The following is an 18,791-nucleotide window of genomic DNA, read 5'->3' as shown; positions in this document are numbered from 1 at the left end:
GCGATTCCGGGTTCATTCAGGGCCGGGGAAAGCCAAGCGCGACGCGGTCGCGTCCATCCTGCTTGGCCAGGTACAAGGCCTGGTCCGCCCGGCTGAGCGTTTCTGAAAAGGTTTCACCGAGCTGGTGGTAGGCCATGCCGATACTCACGGTCAGGCGCAGCACCTCGGCGCCGACGTCGATGGCCAGGGCGCGCACCGCGCCAACCAGCCGGTCCATCACGCCTTGCGCCGTCCCGGGCGGCGTGGCGGGCAGCAATACCAGGAATTCCTCGCCGCCCCAGCGGCCGCACAGGTCGTATTCGCGCACGCTGGCGCGCATGGCGCCGGCCAGCTCGACCAGGGCGCGGTCGCCGACCTCGTGGCCGTGGCGGTCATTGACGGCCTTGAAATGGTCGACGTCGAGCATGGCGACCACGAAGGCCTGGCCGCCGCGCGCGGCGCGCTGCACTTCCTGCTTGATCATCTCCGTCAGGGCGCGGCGGTTCAGCAGCCCGGTCAGCGGATCGCGGCGCGAGGTCTCTTCCAGCGTCGCGTTCAGGTCGCGCATCATGCTCTGGTAGTGGTCGGAGATGCGCGCGATGCGCGCCAGCCGCCGCAGTTGCCGGTCGAACTGTTCGCACAGCCCCATCTCGCGCTGGTGCGCCATCGACTGGTAGGCATCCGACAGGTGGGTGACCCGCTCGATCCGCGCCATCTGCTCGGCGGTGTGCCGCCACAGGTCCTGCAGGGCCTCGCGCAGCGGATGGCCGGCATAGGCCGGATCCGCCAGCAGGGCGGCGATGCGTTCGTCCAGCTCGGCGTTGCCGGGCTTCATTGGCGGCCGACGACCGAGAACGGGAAGGTGCAGTCTTCCTTGAATTCCTCGGCCAGCTCGCCGACGCGCTCGTTGCGCATGTCGTAGAACCAGGTCACGCTGACGCCGCGGCCCTTGGCGTGGGCGGCTTCCAGCAGATCGAAGATGTCCATCACGGACTTGATGCTGCTGGTGTTCAGGTACAGCAGTTCCAGTTCCAGGTTGAGCGGCGCGTCGCCACTGAGCAGATAGGCCTCCACCCATTCGATCACCGGGCCGAACAGCTCGAAGGAATTCTCGGGGTAGGAGTCGCCGCGCATCGCCAGCACGCCGGCGGCGGCGTCGGCGGTGATGGCGGGCGTGGACTGGGTCCCCGGAATATTCAGGTCTTTCATCAGTAACTCCGAAAAGGTCTATGGCTCAGGGGCGCGGTCAGATCACGACGCTCAGGCTGAAGAATGCCCGGCCCTCGCCCGCCGCGGGCGTCAGGCTGGCTTCCAGCGGCGCCCCGGCCCGGCGGGCGATATCGATCAGGCCCAGCCCCGCGCCCGAGGCCACGCCGGGCGTGCGCGGCTTGTGCAACTGGGCCTTGTATTCCGCCTTGAGGGCGGCCTTGTCCAGCGCGGCCAACTGCTGGATGCGGGCCACCAGGCTGCGGCCATCCTCGGCCTTGACCAGGTTGCCGGCCGACACCACGTAGCGGCTCTCGTCGCGGCGCCCGATGACCACGGTGGCGGCGGCGTCCGTGTCGCCGTTCTGCGCGGCATACTGGCGGATGTTCTGGATCATCTCGATGTAGACCGAAAACACGTCCATGGCTTCGGCGGGCCGCGCGTGCTCGGCGTTCAGGTAATTCTTCAGCGCATTGCCGATTTCCTCGATCAGGCTGCGGGAGATGGGCCCGTTGAAGCACAACAGCGTGCGGTTCTGGTCGAACCGCTCGCCCAATGCGTAGAGATCGGAGGCATTCATGGGAGTTACCGCCCTGATAACGATTATTCGAAACGGAAAGACAGCAAGGTAATGTCGTCGCGCTGCGGCCTTCCGCCCTGGTACCGGGCCAGGGCCTCGGTAAAGGCCGCCGCCTGGTCGGTTAACGGCTGCCGCGCGTGTCTCTTGAGCATTTCGGCGAAACGCGTGTTGCCGAAGCCGAAGCCATGCTCGCCGCCGGCCTGGTCCAGGAAGCCGTCGGTCGCCAGGTAGTACGTCCAGCCCGGCTCCATGCGCAACTCGATGTTCTGGTAGGTCCCGGTCCGCTTGTCGCCCAGCGCGCGCTTGCCCCCCGGCACTTCGCGCAGGGTCTCGCCGTCGCTGGCGTACAGGCTGATCTTGGCGCCGGCATACCGCAAGCTGCCGGATTGGCGGTCAATATATACCAGCCCCGCGTCGGTATTGGTGGCCAGGGCCCGTGGCAATTGCGCGTCCGCGAGCATGGCGCGGATGGCGCTGTCGGTGCGCGCCAGGATGCCGGCCGGGTCGGCCGGGCCGGCCTCGGTGATGGCCAGGTCGATGGCCGCGCGCGCCAACATGGTCATCAGCGCGCCCGGCACGCCATGGCCGGCGCAGTCCATGATGCCCAGCAGGCAGTTGGCGCCGTCCGAGCGGAATACGTAGAAGTCGCCGCCGACCACGTCGCGCGGCTTCCACAACACGAAATGGTGGGCGCCGAGCGACTGGGTCAGCTGGCGATCGGGCAGGATGGCGCGCTGGATCAGGCTGGCGTAGTCGATGGAATCGCCAATCTTCTTGTGCGCGGCCGCCATGGCGCGGTTGGCGTCCTCCAGCTCGGAGGTGCGCTCGCGCACCTTGCTTTCCAGTTCAGCGGTGTGCTGGCGCACCTTGTCGGCCATGACACCGAAGGCGCGGCTCAGGTCGCCGATCTCGTCCTGGCCGCCCGGCGGCAGGCGCACGTCGTAGCTGCCGTTGGCGATGGCGCGGGCCGATTGCTGCAGGCGGCGCAGCGGCCGCAGCATCAGGCGCTCGATGGCATAGCCGAAGCACAGCAGCAGGGCCGCGAACAGCAGCACCAGGCCGATGGCGGCCGGCCACAGCCAGTCGGTGTCCAGCACGCGGGCCGCGCCCAGGTCGACCACCGTCAGCACGTGCCAGTGCAGTTCGGGCATGTAGGCCACCGACACCAGCTGGCGCACGCCGTCGATGGTGACCCAGGCCGACTGCACCGATTGCGGATCGGCCTGGGCCGCGTGCATCGCCGAGCGCAGCTCGTCGCGGCCGTTGCCTGCGTCGAGCAGGTTGAACACCCTGCCGCGGCCACTGGCGCCTTCCGCGCCGCCGGCCCCTGAGTTGTAGGCGATCAGCGTGGGATCCATGTGCGCCTGGATCGCGCCCTCCTCGTCAACGATGATGGGCGTCACGCCGGGCTGGCCGCTGTTGACGAAGTCGCGCAGGAAACCGCCCACGTCCAGGCCGGCGCCGGTCAGGCCGATGACCTTGTCGCCGTCGCGCACCTGCACGTTGATCCAGACCCGGGTGGTCTTGAGCTTGAGGTCCGGATTGACGTTGATGTTGTAGCGCGCGCTCGCCTTGAGCGAGTTGTAGAACCAGCCATCGTCGGCCGCGTCGCGGCTGAGCGTGTAGCGCGGCGCCTCCGACAGCGGCTGGTCGTCATTGAAGTAATAGTGGCCGGTGGCGGCGCTGGCGATGAAATAGGCGCGGCCCAGCAGGTCGCGCCGGTAGCCGTCGGCCTCGCGGAAGAACAGTTCGCGCGCGGCCGGATCGCTTTCGTTACGCAGCCAGCGGCGCGTGACCTCGCTGTCGGCCAGCCGCTGCGACAGCGCCAGCTCGCGCGACACCGGCGCCAGGATGCGCTGCCGGTTCAGTTGCGTGAAGTTATCGGCGAAGGCGCGGCCGAAGTGATCGCGCACGCCGTCCAGCACCTGCCAGCCGATCAGCGCGGCCGGCGCCAGCGCGACCAGGCATGCCAGCAACAGCGCCATCAATGATTTTTTGCGCAAACCCCATTTCGCCATGCGAAGTCTTCCCTGACAGCTTGTTAAGACGTGACGCATCCACGCGGTACGCACGGCGCGCTAAGTGTAGAGAACCACGGGATGAATGAAAACAGGCGTAAACGCGCGGATTTGCCAAAGGTCAGCCTATTTCGGGCCGACCGCGGCAAACCTCGTCTTTATTGCGCTTTATATCGAAAGAAAAGCCACCGCCCGCGCCGGGATTGCGGCTTTCGCGCTACACGCCCAGGTAGCGTTCCCACAATCCGCGATCGGCATCGAGCGCGGCGGAGTCGCCCGTCCAGACCACCTTGCCGCGTTCCAGGATGACGTGGCGGTCGGCCAGGCTCAGCAGGCGCTCGACGTACTTGTCGATCACCAGGATGGTCTGGCCGGCCTGGCGCAGGCGCGCCAGGCAGTTCCAGATCTCCTCGCGGATCTTGGGCGCCAGGCCCTCGGTGGCCTCATCCAGAATCAAGAGGCGCGGGTTGGTGACCAGCGCGCGGCCGATGGCCAGCATCTGCTGCTCGCCGCCGGACAACTGGTTGCCCATGTTGCGGGCGCGTTCGCCCAGGCGCGGGAACAGCTCGAACACGCGTTCGGGCGTCCACGGCTCGCCGATGGCGGGATTGCGCGCGGCCACGAAGGCGGTCAGGTGCTCGCGCACCGTCAGGTTGGGAAAGCACTGGCGCCCCTCGGGCACGATGGCCATGCCGGTGCGGGCGATGCGGTCCGGACTCCAGCCGCTGATGTCCTGGTCGGCGAAATGGATCCTGCCGCCGCGCAGCGGCAGTTGGCCGAACAGGGTGCGCAGCAGCGTGGTCTTGCCCATGCCGTTGCGGCCCAGCAGTGTCACCACCTGGCCCGCGCCGATCTGCAGGTCCACGCCGAACAGCACCTGGCTGGCGCCGTAGCCGCTCTGGGCCGATTCAATGCTGAGCATCAGGCAAGCTCCTGGCGCGCGGGCGCCGTTTCGTCATCGCCGAGGTAGGCCTGGCGCACATCCGGGTTGGCGCGGATCTCGTCCGGCGTGCCGGTGGCGATCACGCGGCCGTAGACCAGCACCGAGATGCGGTCGGCCAGCCGGAACACCGCCTGCATGTCGTGCTCGACCAGCAGCATGGCGGCGCGGCCGCGCAGGGATTCGATCAGGTCGGTCAGGCGCAGGGTCTCGTCGGGCCCCATGCCGGCCATGGGTTCGTCCAGCAGCAGCACGCGCGGCCGCGCGGCCAGGGCCAGCGCGAACTCCACCTTGCGCTGTTCGCCGTGCGGCAAGGTGCCCGCGGCGCGGTCCAGCAGGCTGGCGTCGATGGCGCATTCGCGCGCCAGCTCGCGGGCCTGCTCGTACAGGGCCGACTCGGCGGCGCGCGGCCGCCAGAAGCGGAAGCTGCTGCCGGCGTGGGCCTGCACCGCCAGCACCAGGTTGTCCAGCACGCTGGACTGCTTGAAGATGTTGGTGATCTGGTACGAACGCGACAGGCCCGCCGCCACGCGCTGGTGCGCGTTCATGGCGGTGACGTCGCGGCCATCCACGGCCAGCGAACCGGAATCGGCCGCCAGCGTGCCGGACAGCAGGTGGATCAGGGTGGATTTGCCGGCGCCGTTGGGGCCGATCAAGGCGTGGATCTCGCCCGGGTTCAGCGAGATCGAGACATTGTCGGTGGCCACCAGCGCGCCAAAGCGGCGCACCAGGTTGCTGGCCTGCAGCGCGGGGGCCTGCGTGGGGGTATGGGTCTGGTTCATGATCCCGCCTTGCCGCTTTGCGCGGCACGGCCGCCGAACAGCGGGCCGAACAGGCCCACCAGGCCGCGCGGCGCGCCGAACACCACGCCCAGCAGCAGCACGCCCAGGGGCAGGTGCCAGTATTCGGTCCACTGGCGCAGCACTTCTTCCAGCACCAGCATCACCACCGCGCCGGCCACGCCGCCATAGCGCAGGCCGATGCCGCCCACCAGCACCATGATCAGCAGGTTGGCCGACTGGGTCCAGTGCATCAGGCTGGGCGAGATGAACAGGTTATGGTTGGCCAGCAGCGCGCCGGCCAGCCCCGCCGCCGCGCCGCTCAGCGTGAAGGCGGTGAGCTTGATGCGGTAGACCGGGTAGCCCATGGATTCCATGCGCGACTCGTTTTCGCGGATGCCCTGCAGCGCGGTGCCGAAGCGCGACAGCGTCACCCGCCCGAACAGCCACATCATCACGGCGAAGATGGCCAGCACCAGATAATAGAACGCCACGTCGTTGGCCAGGTCGATGCCCGGCAGCGTGGAGTAGCCCGGCAGGTTCAGGCCGTCCTCGCCGCCGTACTGGCGCAGCGAGATGAAGATGTAGAACAGCATCTGCGCGAACGCCAGCGTGATCATGATGAAGTACACGCCGCGCGTGCGCAGCGAGATCGCGCCGGTGATGAAGGCCAGCAGCGCCGCCAGCAGCATCGCCACCGGCCACGACACCAGCGCCGAACTCACGCCCGACATCGCCAGGATGCCGACCGCGTAAGCGCCGGCGCCGAAGAAAGCCGCGTGGCCCAGCGCCACCATGCCGCCGTAGCCCAGGATCAGGTTCAGGCTGGTGGCGGCCAGCGCGTAGATCAGCACGCGCCGCACGAAGGAGATATAGAAATCCAGGCCCAGCGCGGGCGCCACCAGCGGGAACGCCGCCAGCGCGGCCAAAAGGGCCAGGGTCCAGAGCATCGAAGAGGTCCGCATCATCAGCCTCGCGCCGGAAACAGGCCGGAAGGCCGGAACACCAGGACCGCCGCCATCAGTACGTAGATGGCAATGGCCGCCAGCGTCGGGCCGACGCTGGACGCAACGGCCGGCGAGAACACCTGGCGCAGCAGCATCGGCAGGAAGGCCCGCCCGGCGGTATCGACCATGCCCACCAGCAGCGCGCCGACGAAGGCGCCGCGGATCGAGCCGATGCCGCCGATGACGATGCACACCAGCACCAGGATCAGGATTTCCTCGCCCATGCCGACCTGCACCGAGGTGATCGGGCCCAGCAGCGCGCCGGCCACGGCCGCCAGCATGGCGCCCAGCACGAACACGCCCAGGAACAGCAGCGGCACGCGCACGCCCATCAGGGTGGCCATCTGCCGGTTCGAGGCGCCGGCCCGCACCAGCACGCCGGCGCGGGTGCGCGTCACGAACCAGTACAGCCCGACGGCCGAGGCCACGCCGAAGACGATGATCATCAGGCGGTAGGCCGGATACAGCAGGTCGGGCAGCAGGCGCACCGGCCCGGACAGCAGCGCCGGCATGTTCAGCATGACCGGGGCCGGCCCCCAGATCATCTTGACCAGGTCATTGGCGATGAGGATGACGGCGTAGGTGCCCAGCACCTGTGCCAGATGGTCGCGCAGCGCCAGGCGGCGGATCAGCGTCAGTTCCAGCGCCACCCCGACCAGGCCGGTGGCGACGGCGGCCACCAGCACGGCGGCGGTGAAGGAACCCGTGCGCTGCATGGTTTCGGCGGCGACATAGGCGCCTGCCATATAGAGCGAGCCGTGCGCCAGATTCATGATGTCCATGATGCCGAACACCAGGGTCAGCCCGGCCGCGATCAGAAACAACATCAACCCAAACTGCAGACCGTTCAGCAATTGCTCGACGATGAGCGTGAACGTCATGAATAAATCCCCTGGTGGGCCCACCCCCGGAGCGCTGCGCGCTTCCCCCTCAAGGGGGCGTCGCGACGGACCGGCGAAGCCGGATCCGCGCGACCCCGCGGGGCCAGGCTACATTGTGTAGCCGCGACGCTTTACGCGTCCCGCCGCCTTTTATAGTTTGCAGTCGCCGACGTAGACGTCCTGGTACTTGTCGAACACCTTGCCCACCAGCTTGTTGGTGATGCGGCCGCTGGCGTCCTTGTCGACCACGCGCAGGTAGTAGGCCTGGATCGGGTAGTGGTTCTTGCCGTAGGTGTAGCTGCCGCGCACCGAGGGATAGTCGGCCTTGGCCAGCGCCTGGACGATGGCCTCGCGGTCGGAGGCCTTGCCGCCGGCCTGCTTGACGGCGGCGTCCATGGCCATGATGACGTCGTAGGCCTGGGCGGCATACACCGACGGGTAGCGGCCGTTGTATTCCTTGCGGAAGGCCTCGACGAAGGCCTTGTTCTGCGGCACGTCCAGGTCATGCGCCCACTGCGCCGTGTTGTACATGCCCAGCATCGGCTCTCCCACGGCCTGGATCACGTCCTCGTCGGCCGAGAAGCCCGGGCCGATCAGCTTGACGCTCTGCGACAGGCCGGCCGACACGAACTGCTTGACGAAGTTGATGCCCATGCCGCCCGGCAGGAAGATATAGACCGCGTCCGGCTTGGCGGCGCGGATCTGGGCGATTTCGGCGGCGTAGTCGATCTGGCCCAGCTTGGTGTAGACCTCGTCGCCCGGGGCGGTCTTGTAGCCGCGCTTGAAGCCGGCCAGCGCATCCTTGCCGGCCGGGTAGTCCGGGGCCATGATGAACATCTTCTTGAAGCCGCGGTCGGCCGCGACCTTGCCGGCGGCTTCGTGGAAGGCGTCGTTCTGGTAGGACGAACCGAACCAGTAGTTATTGCATTGGGCGCCGGCGAACTGGCTGGGGCCCGGGTTGTTCGACAGGTACGGCACCTTGGCGGCGAACAGCGCGGGGCCGACGGCCAGCGCCACGTTCGAGCCGATCGGGCCGGTGAAGAAATCGACCTTGTCGCGCTGGATGTAGCGCGTCACCAGCTGGCGCGCCTGATCGGGGTTGCCGCCCATGTCGGTCTGCAGGAACTCGGCGGGCTGGCCGCCCAGCTTGCTGCCCAGTTGCTTGATGGCCAGGTTGAAGCCGTCGCGGGCCTCGGCGCCCAGGGCCGAGAACGGGCCGGAAATGTCATTCGCGATGCCGACCTTGACCGGATCGGCGTGCGCCAGTGCCGGAACCAACGCGGCGGCGGCAACGAGGGAAGTGATGAAACGCATGGTGGTGTGCTCCGTGCGCGAGCCGCGCAGAGGGTGTTTTTCTGGGATTGCGATTCGAAGGACTTCTATGCCCGGCCTGCCGACCCGTTCAGGCGGCGCGTCAGACCGGCGCCCGCAGCAGCCGATCCCGTGGTGCGGCAAGGGGAGAACTGGCGTGGTTCATAGTTTAGGTTTAAAGTATCCGGCAAAACAAGTCTAGGGTTTTTACCAGTGACTCATGAATACAGACCGATCCACGCATTCCCGGTAACCTGCCGACCATGACAGACGCCCCCGACCTGGAATCCCGCGCCGCCCCCGATGATCACCATGCGCTGCGTCTGTGGCTGCGCATGCTGACCTGCGCCAATCTCATCGAAGGCGAGATCCGCAGCCGGCTGCGCAACGAATTCGACACCACCCTGCCCCGTTTCGACCTGATGGCGCAATTGCAGCGCGCCCCCAAGGGCATGAAGATGGGTGAATTGTCGCGCCACATGATGGTGACCAACGGCAATATTACCGGTATCACCGACCAACTCGAAAAAGAAGGCCTGGTGGTGCGCACCAAGGTCGAGTCCGACCGCCGCAGTTCGCTCATCAAGCTGACCCCGCAGGGCAGGAAGAGCTTCGCCAGGATGGCGCGGGCGCACGAGTCGTGGGTCAAGTCGATGTTCGGCGAACTGCCCGAAGGCAGCCGCAACGCGCTGTTCCAGGCCCTGGGCGAACTGAAGCTGCAGGTGGTGGCCACCCGCTCGGCCGGCGCCAAGGACTGAGGCGGCCGCGGCGCCGGCCCGCCGCTTGCGCCGATGGCGCGCCCCAGCGTGCCGGCACCCGTCCGAAGCCGATCGGGCGCCACCAAAAACGACGGCGGTTTGGCGCATAATTGCCGCCATGATTCCGGTATCCCTTCCTGGCGGTAATTACTATGTGTTGATGGCAGTGTCGCTGGCCTGCCTCTCCACGCTGCTGACCTGGCTGGCCGTCCTGGCCACCAGCCGCGGCGCCCGGCTGTGGCTGGTCGACCATCGCCGCCGCGGCACGATCCTGATGGCGCTGCTGGCCCTGGTCGGCGGCATCTTTCCCTACCAGCAACTGAGCCAATGGCTGGAAGCCCAGCGCGACGCGCGCCTGGGCGCCAGCCTTGACCGGGTGCTGGACCAGCCCACGCGGCTGGCCGGGGTCGACATGCCGGCCGGCACGGTGCTGCGCCTGGCCACCGCCGGCGACCCGGCCTCGTTCGACCGCGCCACCTTCCCGGACGGCCATCCAGCCACCGTGCAGGGCATCAGCGCCACGCGCCTGTTCCACTATCCGGCCACCAGCCGGCAGCCCGAAACACTGTCGGCCGAGATCGCCCGCGACCAGGCCCAGGACGGCTGGCTCTGCGCCCACGGCCACCGGGTCGAATTCGTCCTGCTGGGCGGCCAGCCCCGCTTTGCCAGCTGCCACCTGGCCATCGGCAACACCCTGAACCAGCAGCCCATCCCCCCTGGCGCCTGGCTCAAGGTCGACGACGCGGCCCGCGCCAGCGCGCCCGACCCGGCCAGCCCGGCGCCCCGCTGGCTGCTGCGCGCCGAAGGCAGCGAGCCCCTGACCGTGGCCGGCATGCCGCTGCTGAAAGTGGACATGACGCTGGACGCCCAGCGCCGCCTGCTGGCGTTCGAGGGCCTGCTGGGCCGTGAAAGCACGCTGGGCGGCATCACCTATCCCACCGGCACCCGCCTGCTGACCGCCGGCCCGCGGGTGCCCGGCGTGCAACCCGGCGACCTGCTGTTCTCGCCCTCGCGCGGCCGCTCGGCGCGCCAGGCCGACGGCAAGGAAATCGCGGCCGGCATGTCGGTGTTGCAGGCGCCGGACGGCAATGTGCGCGCCATCCTGTCCAACCGCGAAGCCGGCGTGCTGGACGTGGCCGCCATGCGCACCGCCCCCTGACAGCCGGCTTTCAGGCCACCGCCGCCGGCTGTCGCAAAGCAGTGGGATAATACGAAGCTTTCCCCCGCGCGCCGCCTTGCCCTGGCGGCGATTTCCGTCCTGCTCATTCATGAGACGAAGTCATGGCCGTTAACCTGCAGATCCCCTCCGAGTCCGAAATTTTCCCTGTTGCCGGCGTTGAAATCGGCGTCACCGAGGCCGGCATCCGCAAAGCCAACCGACGCGACCTGACGGTATTCCGCCTGGCCGAAGGCAGCAGCGTGGCCGGCGTGTTCACCCGCAACCGCTTCTGCGCCGCGCCCGTGCAGGTGTGCCAGGCCCATCTGGCCGACGGCGGCCCGATCCGCGCGCTGGTCATCAACACTGGCAACGCCAACGCCGGCACCGGCGCCGAAGGCCTGAAGAAAGCCCAGGACACCTGCGCCGAACTCGGCCGCCTGCTCGGCGTGCCCGCCGCCCAGGTGCTGCCGTTCTCGACCGGCGTGATCCTGGAGCCGTTGCCGCTGGACCGTCTGTTCGCCGGCCTGCCGGGCGCCATCGCCAACCTGGGCGCCGACCATTGGTCCAGCGCCGCGCACGGCATCATGACCACCGACACGCTGCCCAAGATCTCGTCGCGCCGCGTCCAGATCGGCGGCAAGACCGTCACCTTCACCGGCATCAGCAAGGGCGCCGGCATGATCCGCCCCAACATGGCGACCATGCTGAGCTTCCTGGCCACCGACGCCGGCATCGCCCAGCCGCTCTTGCGCAAGCTGGCGGTCGAGATCGCCGACGCCTCGTTCAACCGCATCACCGTGGACGGCGACACCTCCACCAATGACTCGTTCATCATCGTCGCCACCGGCAAGTCGGGCGTCGAGGTCAACGCCGAATCGGACGCCGCCTACGCCGCCGTGCGCGAGGCCCTGACCGCCGCCGCGCTGGAGCTGGCGCAGAAGATCGTGCGCGACGCCGAAGGCGCCACCAAGTTCATGACCATCCGCGTCGAGGAAGCCGGCACCACCGAGGAAGCCCTCAAGGTGGCCTACGCCGTGGCCCACTCGCCGCTGGTAAAGACCGCCTTCTTCGCCTCGGACCCCAACCTGGGCCGCATCCTGGCCGCCGTCGGCTATGCCGGCATCGATGACCTGGACGTGTCGAAGATCCGCCTGTGGCTCGACGACGTGCTGGTGGCCAAGGACGGCGGCCGCAACCCGGCCTACCAGGAAACCGATGGCCAGCGCGTGATGAAGCAGGCCGAGATCGCCGTGCGCATCGCGCTGGGCCGCGGCCAGGTCAGCGACACCGTCTACACCTGCGATTTCTCGCACGAGTACGTGTCGATCAACGCCGATTACCGTTCCTGATCAAGACCCGCCATCCGCCCGGCTGACCCCGGGCGCGAAGCGACGGCGTTCTGTTGCGCGCCGGGCCTCGCGGGATGGCGGCAGCAATGAAATCCAGTGGCTGCGCCTTACCCATCGCCGGTCACTGCCCCCCGGGGAATCCGTGGCATCACCGCGGTCCCCGGCAGGTGACAGCCGTTGAGCGGCGCGCGTCCCCACGACGCCTTTGCGGCGGGACACGCGCCCTCTTCTTCCGACGATGCCCGCGAACGCGACGCGGGCCCGGTGCCGGGCCCGCCCGTTCGCTCTTCCAGGATCACACCGTGACCGCGAACGAATTCACCACCCTCATCCAGCGCGCCGAGCGCGTCCTGGCCCAGCTCGAAGCCTGGCTGCCCCCCGCGCCCCCCGATATCGACTGGAACGCCCACGCGTTCCGCTGGCGCAAACGCGGCTCGCGCGGCTGGCTCGACGCCGTGCGCCACGTGGCCCGCATCGACCTCGAAGACCTGCAGCACATCGAGCGCCAGAAAGGCATCATCGACCGCAACACCGTGCAGTTCATCGAGAAGAAGCCCGCCAACAACGTGCTCATGACCGGCGCCCGCGGCACCGGCAAGAGCTCGCTGGTCAAGGCCATGCTGGCCGCCTACGGCGACCGCGGGCTGCGCCTGATCGAAGTCGACAAATCCGACCTGGGCGACCTGGCCGACATCGTCGAACTGGTGGCCGCGCGCCCCGAGCGCTTCATCGTGTTCTGCGACGACCTGTCGTTCGAGGAAGGCGAGGCTGGCTACAAGGCGCTCAAGTCCGTGCTGGACGGCTCGGTGGCCGCCTCGGGCGACAACGTGCTGATCTACGCCACCTCCAACCGGCGCCACCTGATGCCGGAATACATGAGCGAGAACCTGCAGGCCAAGCACCAGCCCGACGGCGAGATCCACCCCGGCGAAACCGTCGAGGAAAAGATCTCGCTGTCCGAGCGCTTCGGCCTGTGGCTGTCGTTCTATCCCTTCAAGCAGGACGACTACCTCGACATCGTCTACCACTGGCTGCGCGAGCTGGGCTGCCCGGAAGACCAGATCGAACCGTCCCGCACCGAGGCGCTGCAATGGACCATCGAGCGCGGTTCGCGCTCGGGCCGCGTCGCCTACCAATTCGCCCGTGACTGGGCTGCCCGCCATGTCTGACAAAATCATCGATGTCGCCGCCGGCCTGATCCTGCGTCCGGACGGCATGCTGTTGCTGGGGCAACGCCCCGAAGGCAAGCCCTGGTCGGGCTGGTGGGAGCTGCCCGGCGGCAAGCTCGAACCCGGCGAGACCGTGCTGCAGGCGCTGGCGCGCGAACTGCAGGAAGAGATCGGCATCCGCGTGACGCAGTCGCGGCCGTGGGTGACCTACGTGCACGCCTACCCCCACACCACGGTGCGCCTGGCGTTCTGCCACGTCACCGGCTGGGAAGGCGAACCGCGCAGCCTGGAGAACCAGCGCCTGGAATGGGTCGACCCGGCCAACGCCGCGTCCGTCGGCGACTTGCTGCCCGCCACCCTGCCGCCGCTGCGCTGGCTGCAGCTGCCGACCGCCTATGGCATCAGTTCGATCGGCTCGCGCGCCGGCCTGTCGGCGTTCCTGGGCCGGCTGGACGCGGCGCTGGCGCGCGGCATCAGGCTGGTGCAACTGCGTGAACCGCAGTGGCCCGACGGCCCGGCCTCGACCTCGCTGCATGAAGCGCTGCAGCAGATCGTCAAGCGCTGCCACGCCGCTGGCGCGAAAGTGCTGGTCAACAGCGCCCATCCGGCCGCCTGGTGGCGCGAGGCCGACGGCGTGCACCTGCGCGGCGCCGACGCCGCGCGTCTGAGCGCCCGGCCCGACCTGCCGGCCGGCGCGCTGGTTGGCGTCTCGGCGCACGACAACGCCCAGGTGGTGCACGCGCGCGAGCTGGGCGCGGACTTCGCCGTGCTGGGCCCGGTGCTGGACACGCCCAGCCACCCCGGCGCGCCGACGCTGGGCTGGGACGGCTTCGTCGAAGGCAACCGCGACGCCGGCATCCCGGTCTTCGCGCTCGGCGGGCAATCCACCCAGACCGTCTCGCAGGCCCTGCGCCACGGCGCGCACGGCATCGCCGGCATCCGCGGCCTGATCTGACGCGAGCGGGTCGGGGCAGGATCGCCGGCCCGACACCCGCCCTCCCGATCGGCGCGCCGCGCCGGTTTTTTTTGTCCTAGGGAAACTCCCCCCTTGCCGCGCAAGGTGGCCAGGTCCTATCTTCGCTCTTGATGTGACCGTATGGTCACTTCTGGTTGTCGGCGCGACGGACACGCGGCCACGCAACGCGTTCCACACGCCGGCGCCCGCTCGCGGGCGCCATCGCGCCGCCGTCCCGCCACACCGCTTTTGCTGCACCGTTTCTTTGTCGTCGTTCCCACAACAAGGAAGTCCAGCATGCCCCTGTCCCTGCATCCCGATGGCCGACCCGGCCCGTTCCCGGCCGACGCCCAGCGTCGCGACTTCATCCTGCGCGGCGCCGCGGGCCTGGCCGCCGCGGCCGGGCTGGCGGCAGGCGGCTGGCCCCTGCGGGCGCTGGCACAGGCCGCCTCGCCGCTGACCTTCGCCTTCTGGCCCTGGGGCAGCGAGATCGTGCAACAGGGCGCGGCCCGCTTCACGCAGGAAAGCGGCGTGCCGGTGAACCTGTCGCCGATCCCCGGCGACTACGCCGCCGTGCTGGAAACGCAACTGGCCGCCAAGGCGCCGCTGGACATGTTCTACGCCCAGCGCGGCCAGGCCTCGCGCTGGTACGCGGCCGGCTGGATCCGCCCGATCGACGACATGCCCGGCCTGGCCGACATCCAGAAGCAGATGTTCCCCGGCATCGTCGAGGACGCCAAGGCCACCGACGGCCGCTACCTCGGCCTGACCTATTACAACGGCGGTCCCTACGCGCTGTTCCGCAACGAGAAAATCCTGGGCGAAGCGGGCTACGGCGGCACTGCCAACGCCGCCGACTACCCGCGGGACTGGGCCACGGTCGAAAAACAGGCGCGCGAGATCAAGAAGAAGGGGTTGACGCAGCATCCGATGCTGATGCCCTGGTACAACGCCTGGACCGGCCTGCCATGGGCCCTGATCGCGCAATGCTTCGCCGAGGGCGAGCGCTTCGTCGACGGCGAGCTGCGCGCCACCTTCGGACCCGACACGCCGCTGACCAAGGTGCTGAGCGACTGGAAGCGCTGGTGGGACGATGAACTGGTGCAGCGCGCCGTGCTGACGTGGTCGGGCACCGAGACCTCCAGCTCGTGGATGAAAGGCCAGCACGCCTTCCACCTGAACATCGATTACTACAGCTTCAACTACAACGATCCCGCCAAGAGCCAGATCGCCGAATACTCCAGCTATAACCCGGTGGTGCCCGGCGCCACCCACGACACCGTGCTGGTGGGGCACGCGCTGCTGTGCATGTCGACGCGCAAGCGCAGCGACGCCGAGCAGGCCGCGCTGTGGGAGCTGGTCAAGTATTTCGGCTACCGCGACCGCGCCGGCCAGCTGACCACGCACAAGAACTGGATCGCCAAGGCCAACCTGGAAGTGCCCTTCCCCGAGCTGTACCGCGATCCCGACAGCCGCGCCGCCATCATGAAGTGGATGTACCCGGCCCATCGGGAACAGGTCTACCAATGGCTGTTCGAGGGGCGCGAGAAGGCCGTGGCCGCCAACATCCTGAAGGCGCCGTGGTACCAGGAATGGGACACCGGCATGCACGAGATGATCGCCCAGGACATGCTGATCAAGGGCACCCGCACGCCCGCGCAGGTGGCCACCGAGCTGCGCGCGCGCTGGGACGGCCTGTACAAGAAGTACGCCAAGATCCTCAAGCGGAGCTGATGACATGGCCAGCGTCTCCCTGCAAGGCATCGAGAAGTCATACACCCACTTCCAGGCGGTGCGCTCGCTCGACCTGGACATCCGCGACGGCGAATTCGTGGTGCTGCTGGGGCCGTCGGGCTGCGGCAAGACCACCACGCTGAACATGATCGCCGGCCTGGACACGCCCACCGGCGGCCAGATCCGCATCGACGACCGGCGCGTGGACCAGGTGCCGCCGCACCGGCGTAACGTGGCCATGGTGTTCCAGAGCATCGCGCTGTATCCGCACATGACGGTGCGCGAGAACATCGGCTTTCCGCTGCGGATGCAGAAGCTGCCCGCCGCCGAAGTGCGCGGCAAGGTCGAGCGCGCGGCCGCGCTGCTGCGGGTCGAATCGATGCTGGACCGCAAGCCCTACCAGCTGTCCGGCGGCCAGCGCCAGCGCGTGGCGATCGGCCGCGCGGTGGTGCGCGACCCCGACCTGTTCCTGTTCGACGAGCCGCTGTCCAGCCTGGACGCCAAGCTGCGCACCGACATGCGGGTCGAGCTCAAGCGCCTGCATCGCAGCCTGAACGCGACCTTCATCTACGTCACCCACGACCAGGTCGAGGCCATGACGCTGGCGGACCGCATCGCCGTCATGTCGGGCGGCAACCTGCTGCAATTCGCCGACCCGGACACCATCTACCGTCGCCCCGCGACCATGGAAGTGGCGGACTTCATCGGCAACCCCGGCATGAACTTCCTGCGCGGCACGCTGGAGACGCACGACGGCGCACCGGCGCTGCGCACCGCGGGTGGCGCCTATCCGCTGCCCGCCGCGCTGGCGGCCGCCGCGCGCGGGCTGCCGGCGGGCAGCGAGGCGGCGATCGGCATCCGCCCCGAAGCCATGGCGCCGGCGCCGCTGGCCGGCGACGGCCTGCTGCTGCAAGGCCAGGTGTGGGCGGTGGAACCGGTCGGATCGGACCAGTTCGTCGACGTCATCACCGCCGGCGAGGACGGCCCGCGCCTGCGCGCCAGGCTGTCGCCGGAACGGCGCTACGAAGTCGGCGCGCCGATCGCGCTGGCGCTGCCGGCCGCCCGCCTGTACCTGTTCGACGCCGCCGGCCTGCGGGTCCATGGCGGCGAGGAGCCGCGCGCATGAGCGCCGCCAGCCTGCCACGCGCGTCCCTGCCGTTGCCCGCGCGCGGCGGCAAGGAGATGTCGGACTTGGGTTTCGCGATGACGGTGATCATCGCGGTCTACGCGCTCAACACCCTCATCATCGGCGTCCCGCTGGGCTATTCGTTCTGGCTCAGCCTGCACGACACCAACGCGATCCTGCGGACCCAGGAGTTCGTGGGCGCCGACCTGTATGGCGAAGTGCTGTCCGACAGCGCCGTCACCGATGCCATCTGGCGCAGCCTGGGCTTCGTGGCGATGTGCGTGGCCGGCTCGTTCGTGGCGGCGCTGGGCATTGCCCTGGTGCTGAACGAGGAGATGCCGCTGCGCGGCCTGGTGCGCGGCCTGGCATTGCTGCCATGGGCCATGTCGCAGGTGGTGACGGCAACCGTGTTCTCGTTCCTGCTCAATCCCAGCTTCGGCGCGCTCACGGGACTGCTGGCGCCGCTCGGGCTGGCAGGGCCGGGCACGGTGTGGCTGAGCAGCGACTGGGCCCTGTTCTGGGTGGCGCTGGCCTTCGTCTGGCACGTCGCGCCGCTGGGCAGCTTCTTCTACCTGGCGGCGCTGCAGACCATTCCGCGTGACCTGTACCGGGCCGCGCGGGTCGACGGCGCCGGCCCGCTGGCGCGCTTGCGGCACATCACGCTGCCGCACCTGAAGCACACCACGCTGATCGTGCTGGTGGTGATGACGGTGGAAGCCGTGCGCCAGTTCGACCTGCTGTTCTCGCTGACCCGCGGCGGGCCCGGCACGTCCACGCAGATCCTGCCGCTGCTGATCTTCCGCTACAACTTCGAGTTCTCGAAGTATGGCCTGGCCTCGGCCGCCGCGTTCCTGCTGACGGTGCTGTCGCTGCTGCTGGCCACTGCCTACTTCATGCTGATCCGCAAGAAGCGCCCGCAAGGAGTCAACCATGCGCAATGACGCGGCCCGCGTGGCCGGCGAAGGCTGGCGCCCCTGGCTGGTGGGCGCGGGCGTGGCCCTGGTGGCGTTCTGGTGCCTGTTCCCGCTGTACTGGACGCTGAAGGCCTCGTTCATGGACGAGTCGGCCATCATCATGGGCGTGGCGCACCATGCCGGGGGCTACACCTTCGAGAACTACCTGCGGGTGCTGGGCCTGTCCAGTTCCGATTCCATCTTCGGCGGCCAGACCCGCGCCATCATGGCCGGCTTCGTCAACAGCGCGCTGGTGGCGCTGCCGGCCGCCGCCGCCGGCACGGCCATCGCGACGCTGGCCGGCTACGTGCTGGGGCGCTTCGAGTTCCCGTTCAAGGGACCGCTGCTGTACGTGCTGCTGGCCTCGCGCACCCTGCCGCCGATCGCGCTGCTGATCCCGTATTACGTGTTCTTCGCCGCCATCGGCCTGGCCGGCAGCCTGTTCGGCCTGTGGATCGTCTACCTGACGGCGGTGATCCCGCTGCTGTCGTGGGTACTGATGGGCTATTTCGCCTCGCTGCCGGTCGAAATCGAGCGCGCCGCGCGCATGGACGGCTGCACCCGCTGGCAGATGCTGCGCCACGTGACCCTGCCGATGGCGTTGCCCGGCATCGCTGCGGCTTTCATCATCGCCTTCCTGGTGGGCTGGAACGACCTGCTGTTCGCCATCGTGCTGACCGGCGGCACCTCGGCGCAGACGCTGTCGGCGGCGCTGCTGGGCCTGTCGCCGCTGATGCCCGGCTTTCGCGCCGACCTGGGGCTGTTCGCCGCGGCCAGCATGCTCGCCGCCCTGCCGCCGCTGGCGCTGGCCATGCTGTTCCAGCGCTTCATCACCAACCTGAACATCGTCGATCCCGTGACGAGCAACACGGACTAGGAAGAAGCAC

At 68.7% G+C, this 18,791-nt stretch carries 18 protein-coding genes; 9 read left to right on the top strand and 9 right to left on the bottom strand.

All coding sequences use genetic code 11. The features are described 5' to 3' along the window. Positions 1-16 precede the first annotated feature (16 nt). The 9 genes from siaD to ABFG95_RS17615 form a co-directional block, all read right to left on the bottom strand. Positions 17-814, bottom strand: coding sequence for a biofilm regulation diguanylate cyclase SiaD (siaD, locus tag ABFG95_RS17655; protein ID WP_063584174.1), 798 nt, complete (start codon positions 812-814; stop codon positions 17-19). Next, complete coding sequence (gene siaC, locus ABFG95_RS17650) at positions 811-1,188, bottom strand: biofilm regulation phosphoprotein SiaC (RefSeq protein ID WP_049071049.1); 378 nt, start codon at positions 1,186-1,188, stop codon at positions 811-813. The genes siaD and siaC overlap by 4 nt, the downstream gene beginning before the upstream one ends. 37 nt (positions 1,189-1,225) lie before the next feature. Further along, complete coding sequence (gene siaB, locus ABFG95_RS17645) at positions 1,226-1,765, bottom strand: biofilm regulation protein kinase SiaB (protein ID WP_049071048.1); 540 nt, start codon at positions 1,763-1,765, stop codon at positions 1,226-1,228. Positions 1,766-1,788: 23 nt separating this feature from the next. After that, positions 1,789-3,783: a biofilm regulation protein phosphatase SiaA gene (gene siaA / locus ABFG95_RS17640; RefSeq protein WP_200904295.1), complete on the bottom strand. Its 1,995-nt coding sequence runs from the start codon at positions 3,781-3,783 to the stop codon at positions 1,789-1,791. Positions 3,784-4,000: 217 nt separating this feature from the next. Next, positions 4,001-4,705, bottom strand: coding sequence for an ABC transporter ATP-binding protein (locus ABFG95_RS17635; protein ID WP_006388550.1), 705 nt, complete (start codon positions 4,703-4,705; stop codon positions 4,001-4,003). Next, positions 4,705-5,505, bottom strand: coding sequence for an ABC transporter ATP-binding protein (locus ABFG95_RS17630; RefSeq protein WP_049071043.1), 801 nt, complete (start codon positions 5,503-5,505; stop codon positions 4,705-4,707). Before ABFG95_RS17630 ends, ABFG95_RS17635 begins: the two co-directional genes overlap by 1 nt. Further along, positions 5,502-6,467, bottom strand: a complete 966-nt coding sequence (locus ABFG95_RS17625; RefSeq protein ID WP_336730308.1) for a branched-chain amino acid ABC transporter permease — start codon at positions 6,465-6,467, stop codon at positions 5,502-5,504. Before ABFG95_RS17625 ends, ABFG95_RS17630 begins: the two co-directional genes overlap by 4 nt. A gap of 2 nt (positions 6,468-6,469) precedes the next feature. Beyond that, positions 6,470-7,390 carry a branched-chain amino acid ABC transporter permease gene (locus ABFG95_RS17620; protein ID WP_006388547.1) on the bottom strand — a complete coding sequence of 307 codons (921 nt, stop codon included), beginning with the start codon at positions 7,388-7,390 and terminating at the stop codon, positions 6,470-6,472. 150 nt (positions 7,391-7,540) lie between these two features. Beyond that, complete coding sequence (locus tag ABFG95_RS17615) at positions 7,541-8,704, bottom strand: ABC transporter substrate-binding protein (protein WP_054419181.1); 1,164 nt, start codon at positions 8,702-8,704, stop codon at positions 7,541-7,543. 260 nt (positions 8,705-8,964) lie between these two features. On the opposite strand from ABFG95_RS17615, the gene ABFG95_RS17610 reads away from it, so the two are divergent. The 9 genes from ABFG95_RS17610 (at position 8,965) to ABFG95_RS17570 (ending at position 18,781) form a co-directional block, all read left to right on the top strand. Further along, entirely contained in the window at positions 8,965-9,459 is a 495-nt protein-coding gene (locus ABFG95_RS17610) for a MarR family transcriptional regulator (RefSeq protein ID WP_054419178.1), read from the top strand. A gap of 118 nt (positions 9,460-9,577) precedes the next feature. Then, positions 9,578-10,618, top strand: coding sequence for a hypothetical protein (locus tag ABFG95_RS17605; RefSeq protein ID WP_049071036.1), 1,041 nt, complete (start codon positions 9,578-9,580; stop codon positions 10,616-10,618). 122 nt (positions 10,619-10,740) lie between these two features. Next, positions 10,741-11,967: a bifunctional glutamate N-acetyltransferase/amino-acid acetyltransferase ArgJ gene (gene argJ / locus ABFG95_RS17600; protein WP_348994818.1), complete on the top strand. Its 1,227-nt coding sequence runs from the start codon at positions 10,741-10,743 to the stop codon at positions 11,965-11,967. Between the two features lie 302 nt (positions 11,968-12,269). Further along, positions 12,270-13,136 (top strand): ATP-binding protein, encoded by an 867-nt coding sequence (locus ABFG95_RS17595; protein ID WP_054419174.1) that lies wholly within the window; start codon positions 12,270-12,272, stop codon positions 13,134-13,136. Next, positions 13,129-14,091, top strand: coding sequence for a Nudix family hydrolase (locus tag ABFG95_RS17590; protein ID WP_049071030.1), 963 nt, complete (start codon positions 13,129-13,131; stop codon positions 14,089-14,091). Before ABFG95_RS17595 ends, ABFG95_RS17590 begins: the two co-directional genes overlap by 8 nt. A 297-nt stretch (positions 14,092-14,388) precedes the next feature. Beyond that, the gene (locus ABFG95_RS17585; protein ID WP_238910158.1) at positions 14,389-15,825 is read left to right on the top strand and encodes an extracellular solute-binding protein; all 1,437 of its coding nucleotides are present in this window, start codon (positions 14,389-14,391) and stop codon (positions 15,823-15,825) included. Between the two features lie 4 nt (positions 15,826-15,829). Further along, positions 15,830-16,951 (top strand): ABC transporter ATP-binding protein, encoded by a 1,122-nt coding sequence (locus ABFG95_RS17580; protein WP_049071026.1) that lies wholly within the window; start codon positions 15,830-15,832, stop codon positions 16,949-16,951. Then, positions 16,948-17,892: a sugar ABC transporter permease gene (locus tag ABFG95_RS17575; protein WP_059269229.1), complete on the top strand. Its 945-nt coding sequence runs from the start codon at positions 16,948-16,950 to the stop codon at positions 17,890-17,892. The genes ABFG95_RS17580 and ABFG95_RS17575 overlap by 4 nt, the downstream gene beginning before the upstream one ends. Further along, positions 17,882-18,781: a carbohydrate ABC transporter permease gene (locus ABFG95_RS17570; protein WP_006388536.1), complete on the top strand. Its 900-nt coding sequence runs from the start codon at positions 17,882-17,884 to the stop codon at positions 18,779-18,781. The genes ABFG95_RS17575 and ABFG95_RS17570 overlap by 11 nt, the downstream gene beginning before the upstream one ends. Positions 18,782-18,791: the final 10 nt, after the last annotated feature.

This window comes from Achromobacter sp. HNDS-1, assembly GCF_040084795.1.
GTDB classification, from domain to species: domain Bacteria; phylum Pseudomonadota; class Gammaproteobacteria; order Burkholderiales; family Burkholderiaceae_B; genus Achromobacter; species Achromobacter ruhlandii.
The sequence above is the reverse complement of the archived record's forward strand: the minus strand, read 5'-3'. Positions and strand labels throughout refer to the sequence as shown.

Bases quoted from the DNA above. Each gene is read 5' to 3' on its own strand.
- ABFG95_RS17635 (WP_006388550.1), bottom strand. From the start codon at position 4,705: ATGCTCAGCATTGAATCGGCCCAGAGCGGCTACGGCGCCAGCCAGGTG.
- ABFG95_RS17620 (WP_006388547.1), bottom strand. From the start codon at position 7,390: ATGACGTTCACGCTCATCGTCGAGCAATTGCTGAACGGTCTGCAGTTT.
- siaD (WP_063584174.1), bottom strand. From the start codon at position 814: ATGAAGCCCGGCAACGCCGAGCTGGACGAACGCATCGCCGCCCTGCTG.
- argJ (WP_348994818.1), top strand. From the start codon at position 10,741: ATGGCCGTTAACCTGCAGATCCCCTCCGAGTCCGAAATTTTCCCTGTT.
- ABFG95_RS17605 (WP_049071036.1), top strand. From the start codon at position 9,578: ATGATTCCGGTATCCCTTCCTGGCGGTAATTACTATGTGTTGATGGCA.
- ABFG95_RS17610 (WP_054419178.1), top strand. From the start codon at position 8,965: ATGACAGACGCCCCCGACCTGGAATCCCGCGCCGCCCCCGATGATCAC.
- ABFG95_RS17570 (WP_006388536.1), top strand. From the start codon at position 17,882: ATGCGCAATGACGCGGCCCGCGTGGCCGGCGAAGGCTGGCGCCCCTGG.
- ABFG95_RS17590 (WP_049071030.1), top strand. From the start codon at position 13,129: ATGTCTGACAAAATCATCGATGTCGCCGCCGGCCTGATCCTGCGTCCG.
- siaA (WP_200904295.1), bottom strand. From the start codon at position 3,783: ATGGCGAAATGGGGTTTGCGCAAAAAATCATTGATGGCGCTGTTGCTG.
- ABFG95_RS17625 (WP_336730308.1), bottom strand. From the start codon at position 6,467: ATGCGGACCTCTTCGATGCTCTGGACCCTGGCCCTTTTGGCCGCGCTG.
- siaC (WP_049071049.1), bottom strand. From the start codon at position 1,188: ATGAAAGACCTGAATATTCCGGGGACCCAGTCCACGCCCGCCATCACC.
- ABFG95_RS17585 (WP_238910158.1), top strand. From the start codon at position 14,389: ATGCCCCTGTCCCTGCATCCCGATGGCCGACCCGGCCCGTTCCCGGCC.
- ABFG95_RS17575 (WP_059269229.1), top strand. From the start codon at position 16,948: ATGAGCGCCGCCAGCCTGCCACGCGCGTCCCTGCCGTTGCCCGCGCGC.
- ABFG95_RS17580 (WP_049071026.1), top strand. From the start codon at position 15,830: ATGGCCAGCGTCTCCCTGCAAGGCATCGAGAAGTCATACACCCACTTC.
- ABFG95_RS17615 (WP_054419181.1), bottom strand. From the start codon at position 8,704: ATGCGTTTCATCACTTCCCTCGTTGCCGCCGCCGCGTTGGTTCCGGCA.
- ABFG95_RS17630 (WP_049071043.1), bottom strand. From the start codon at position 5,505: ATGAACCAGACCCATACCCCCACGCAGGCCCCCGCGCTGCAGGCCAGC.
- siaB (WP_049071048.1), bottom strand. From the start codon at position 1,765: ATGAATGCCTCCGATCTCTACGCATTGGGCGAGCGGTTCGACCAGAAC.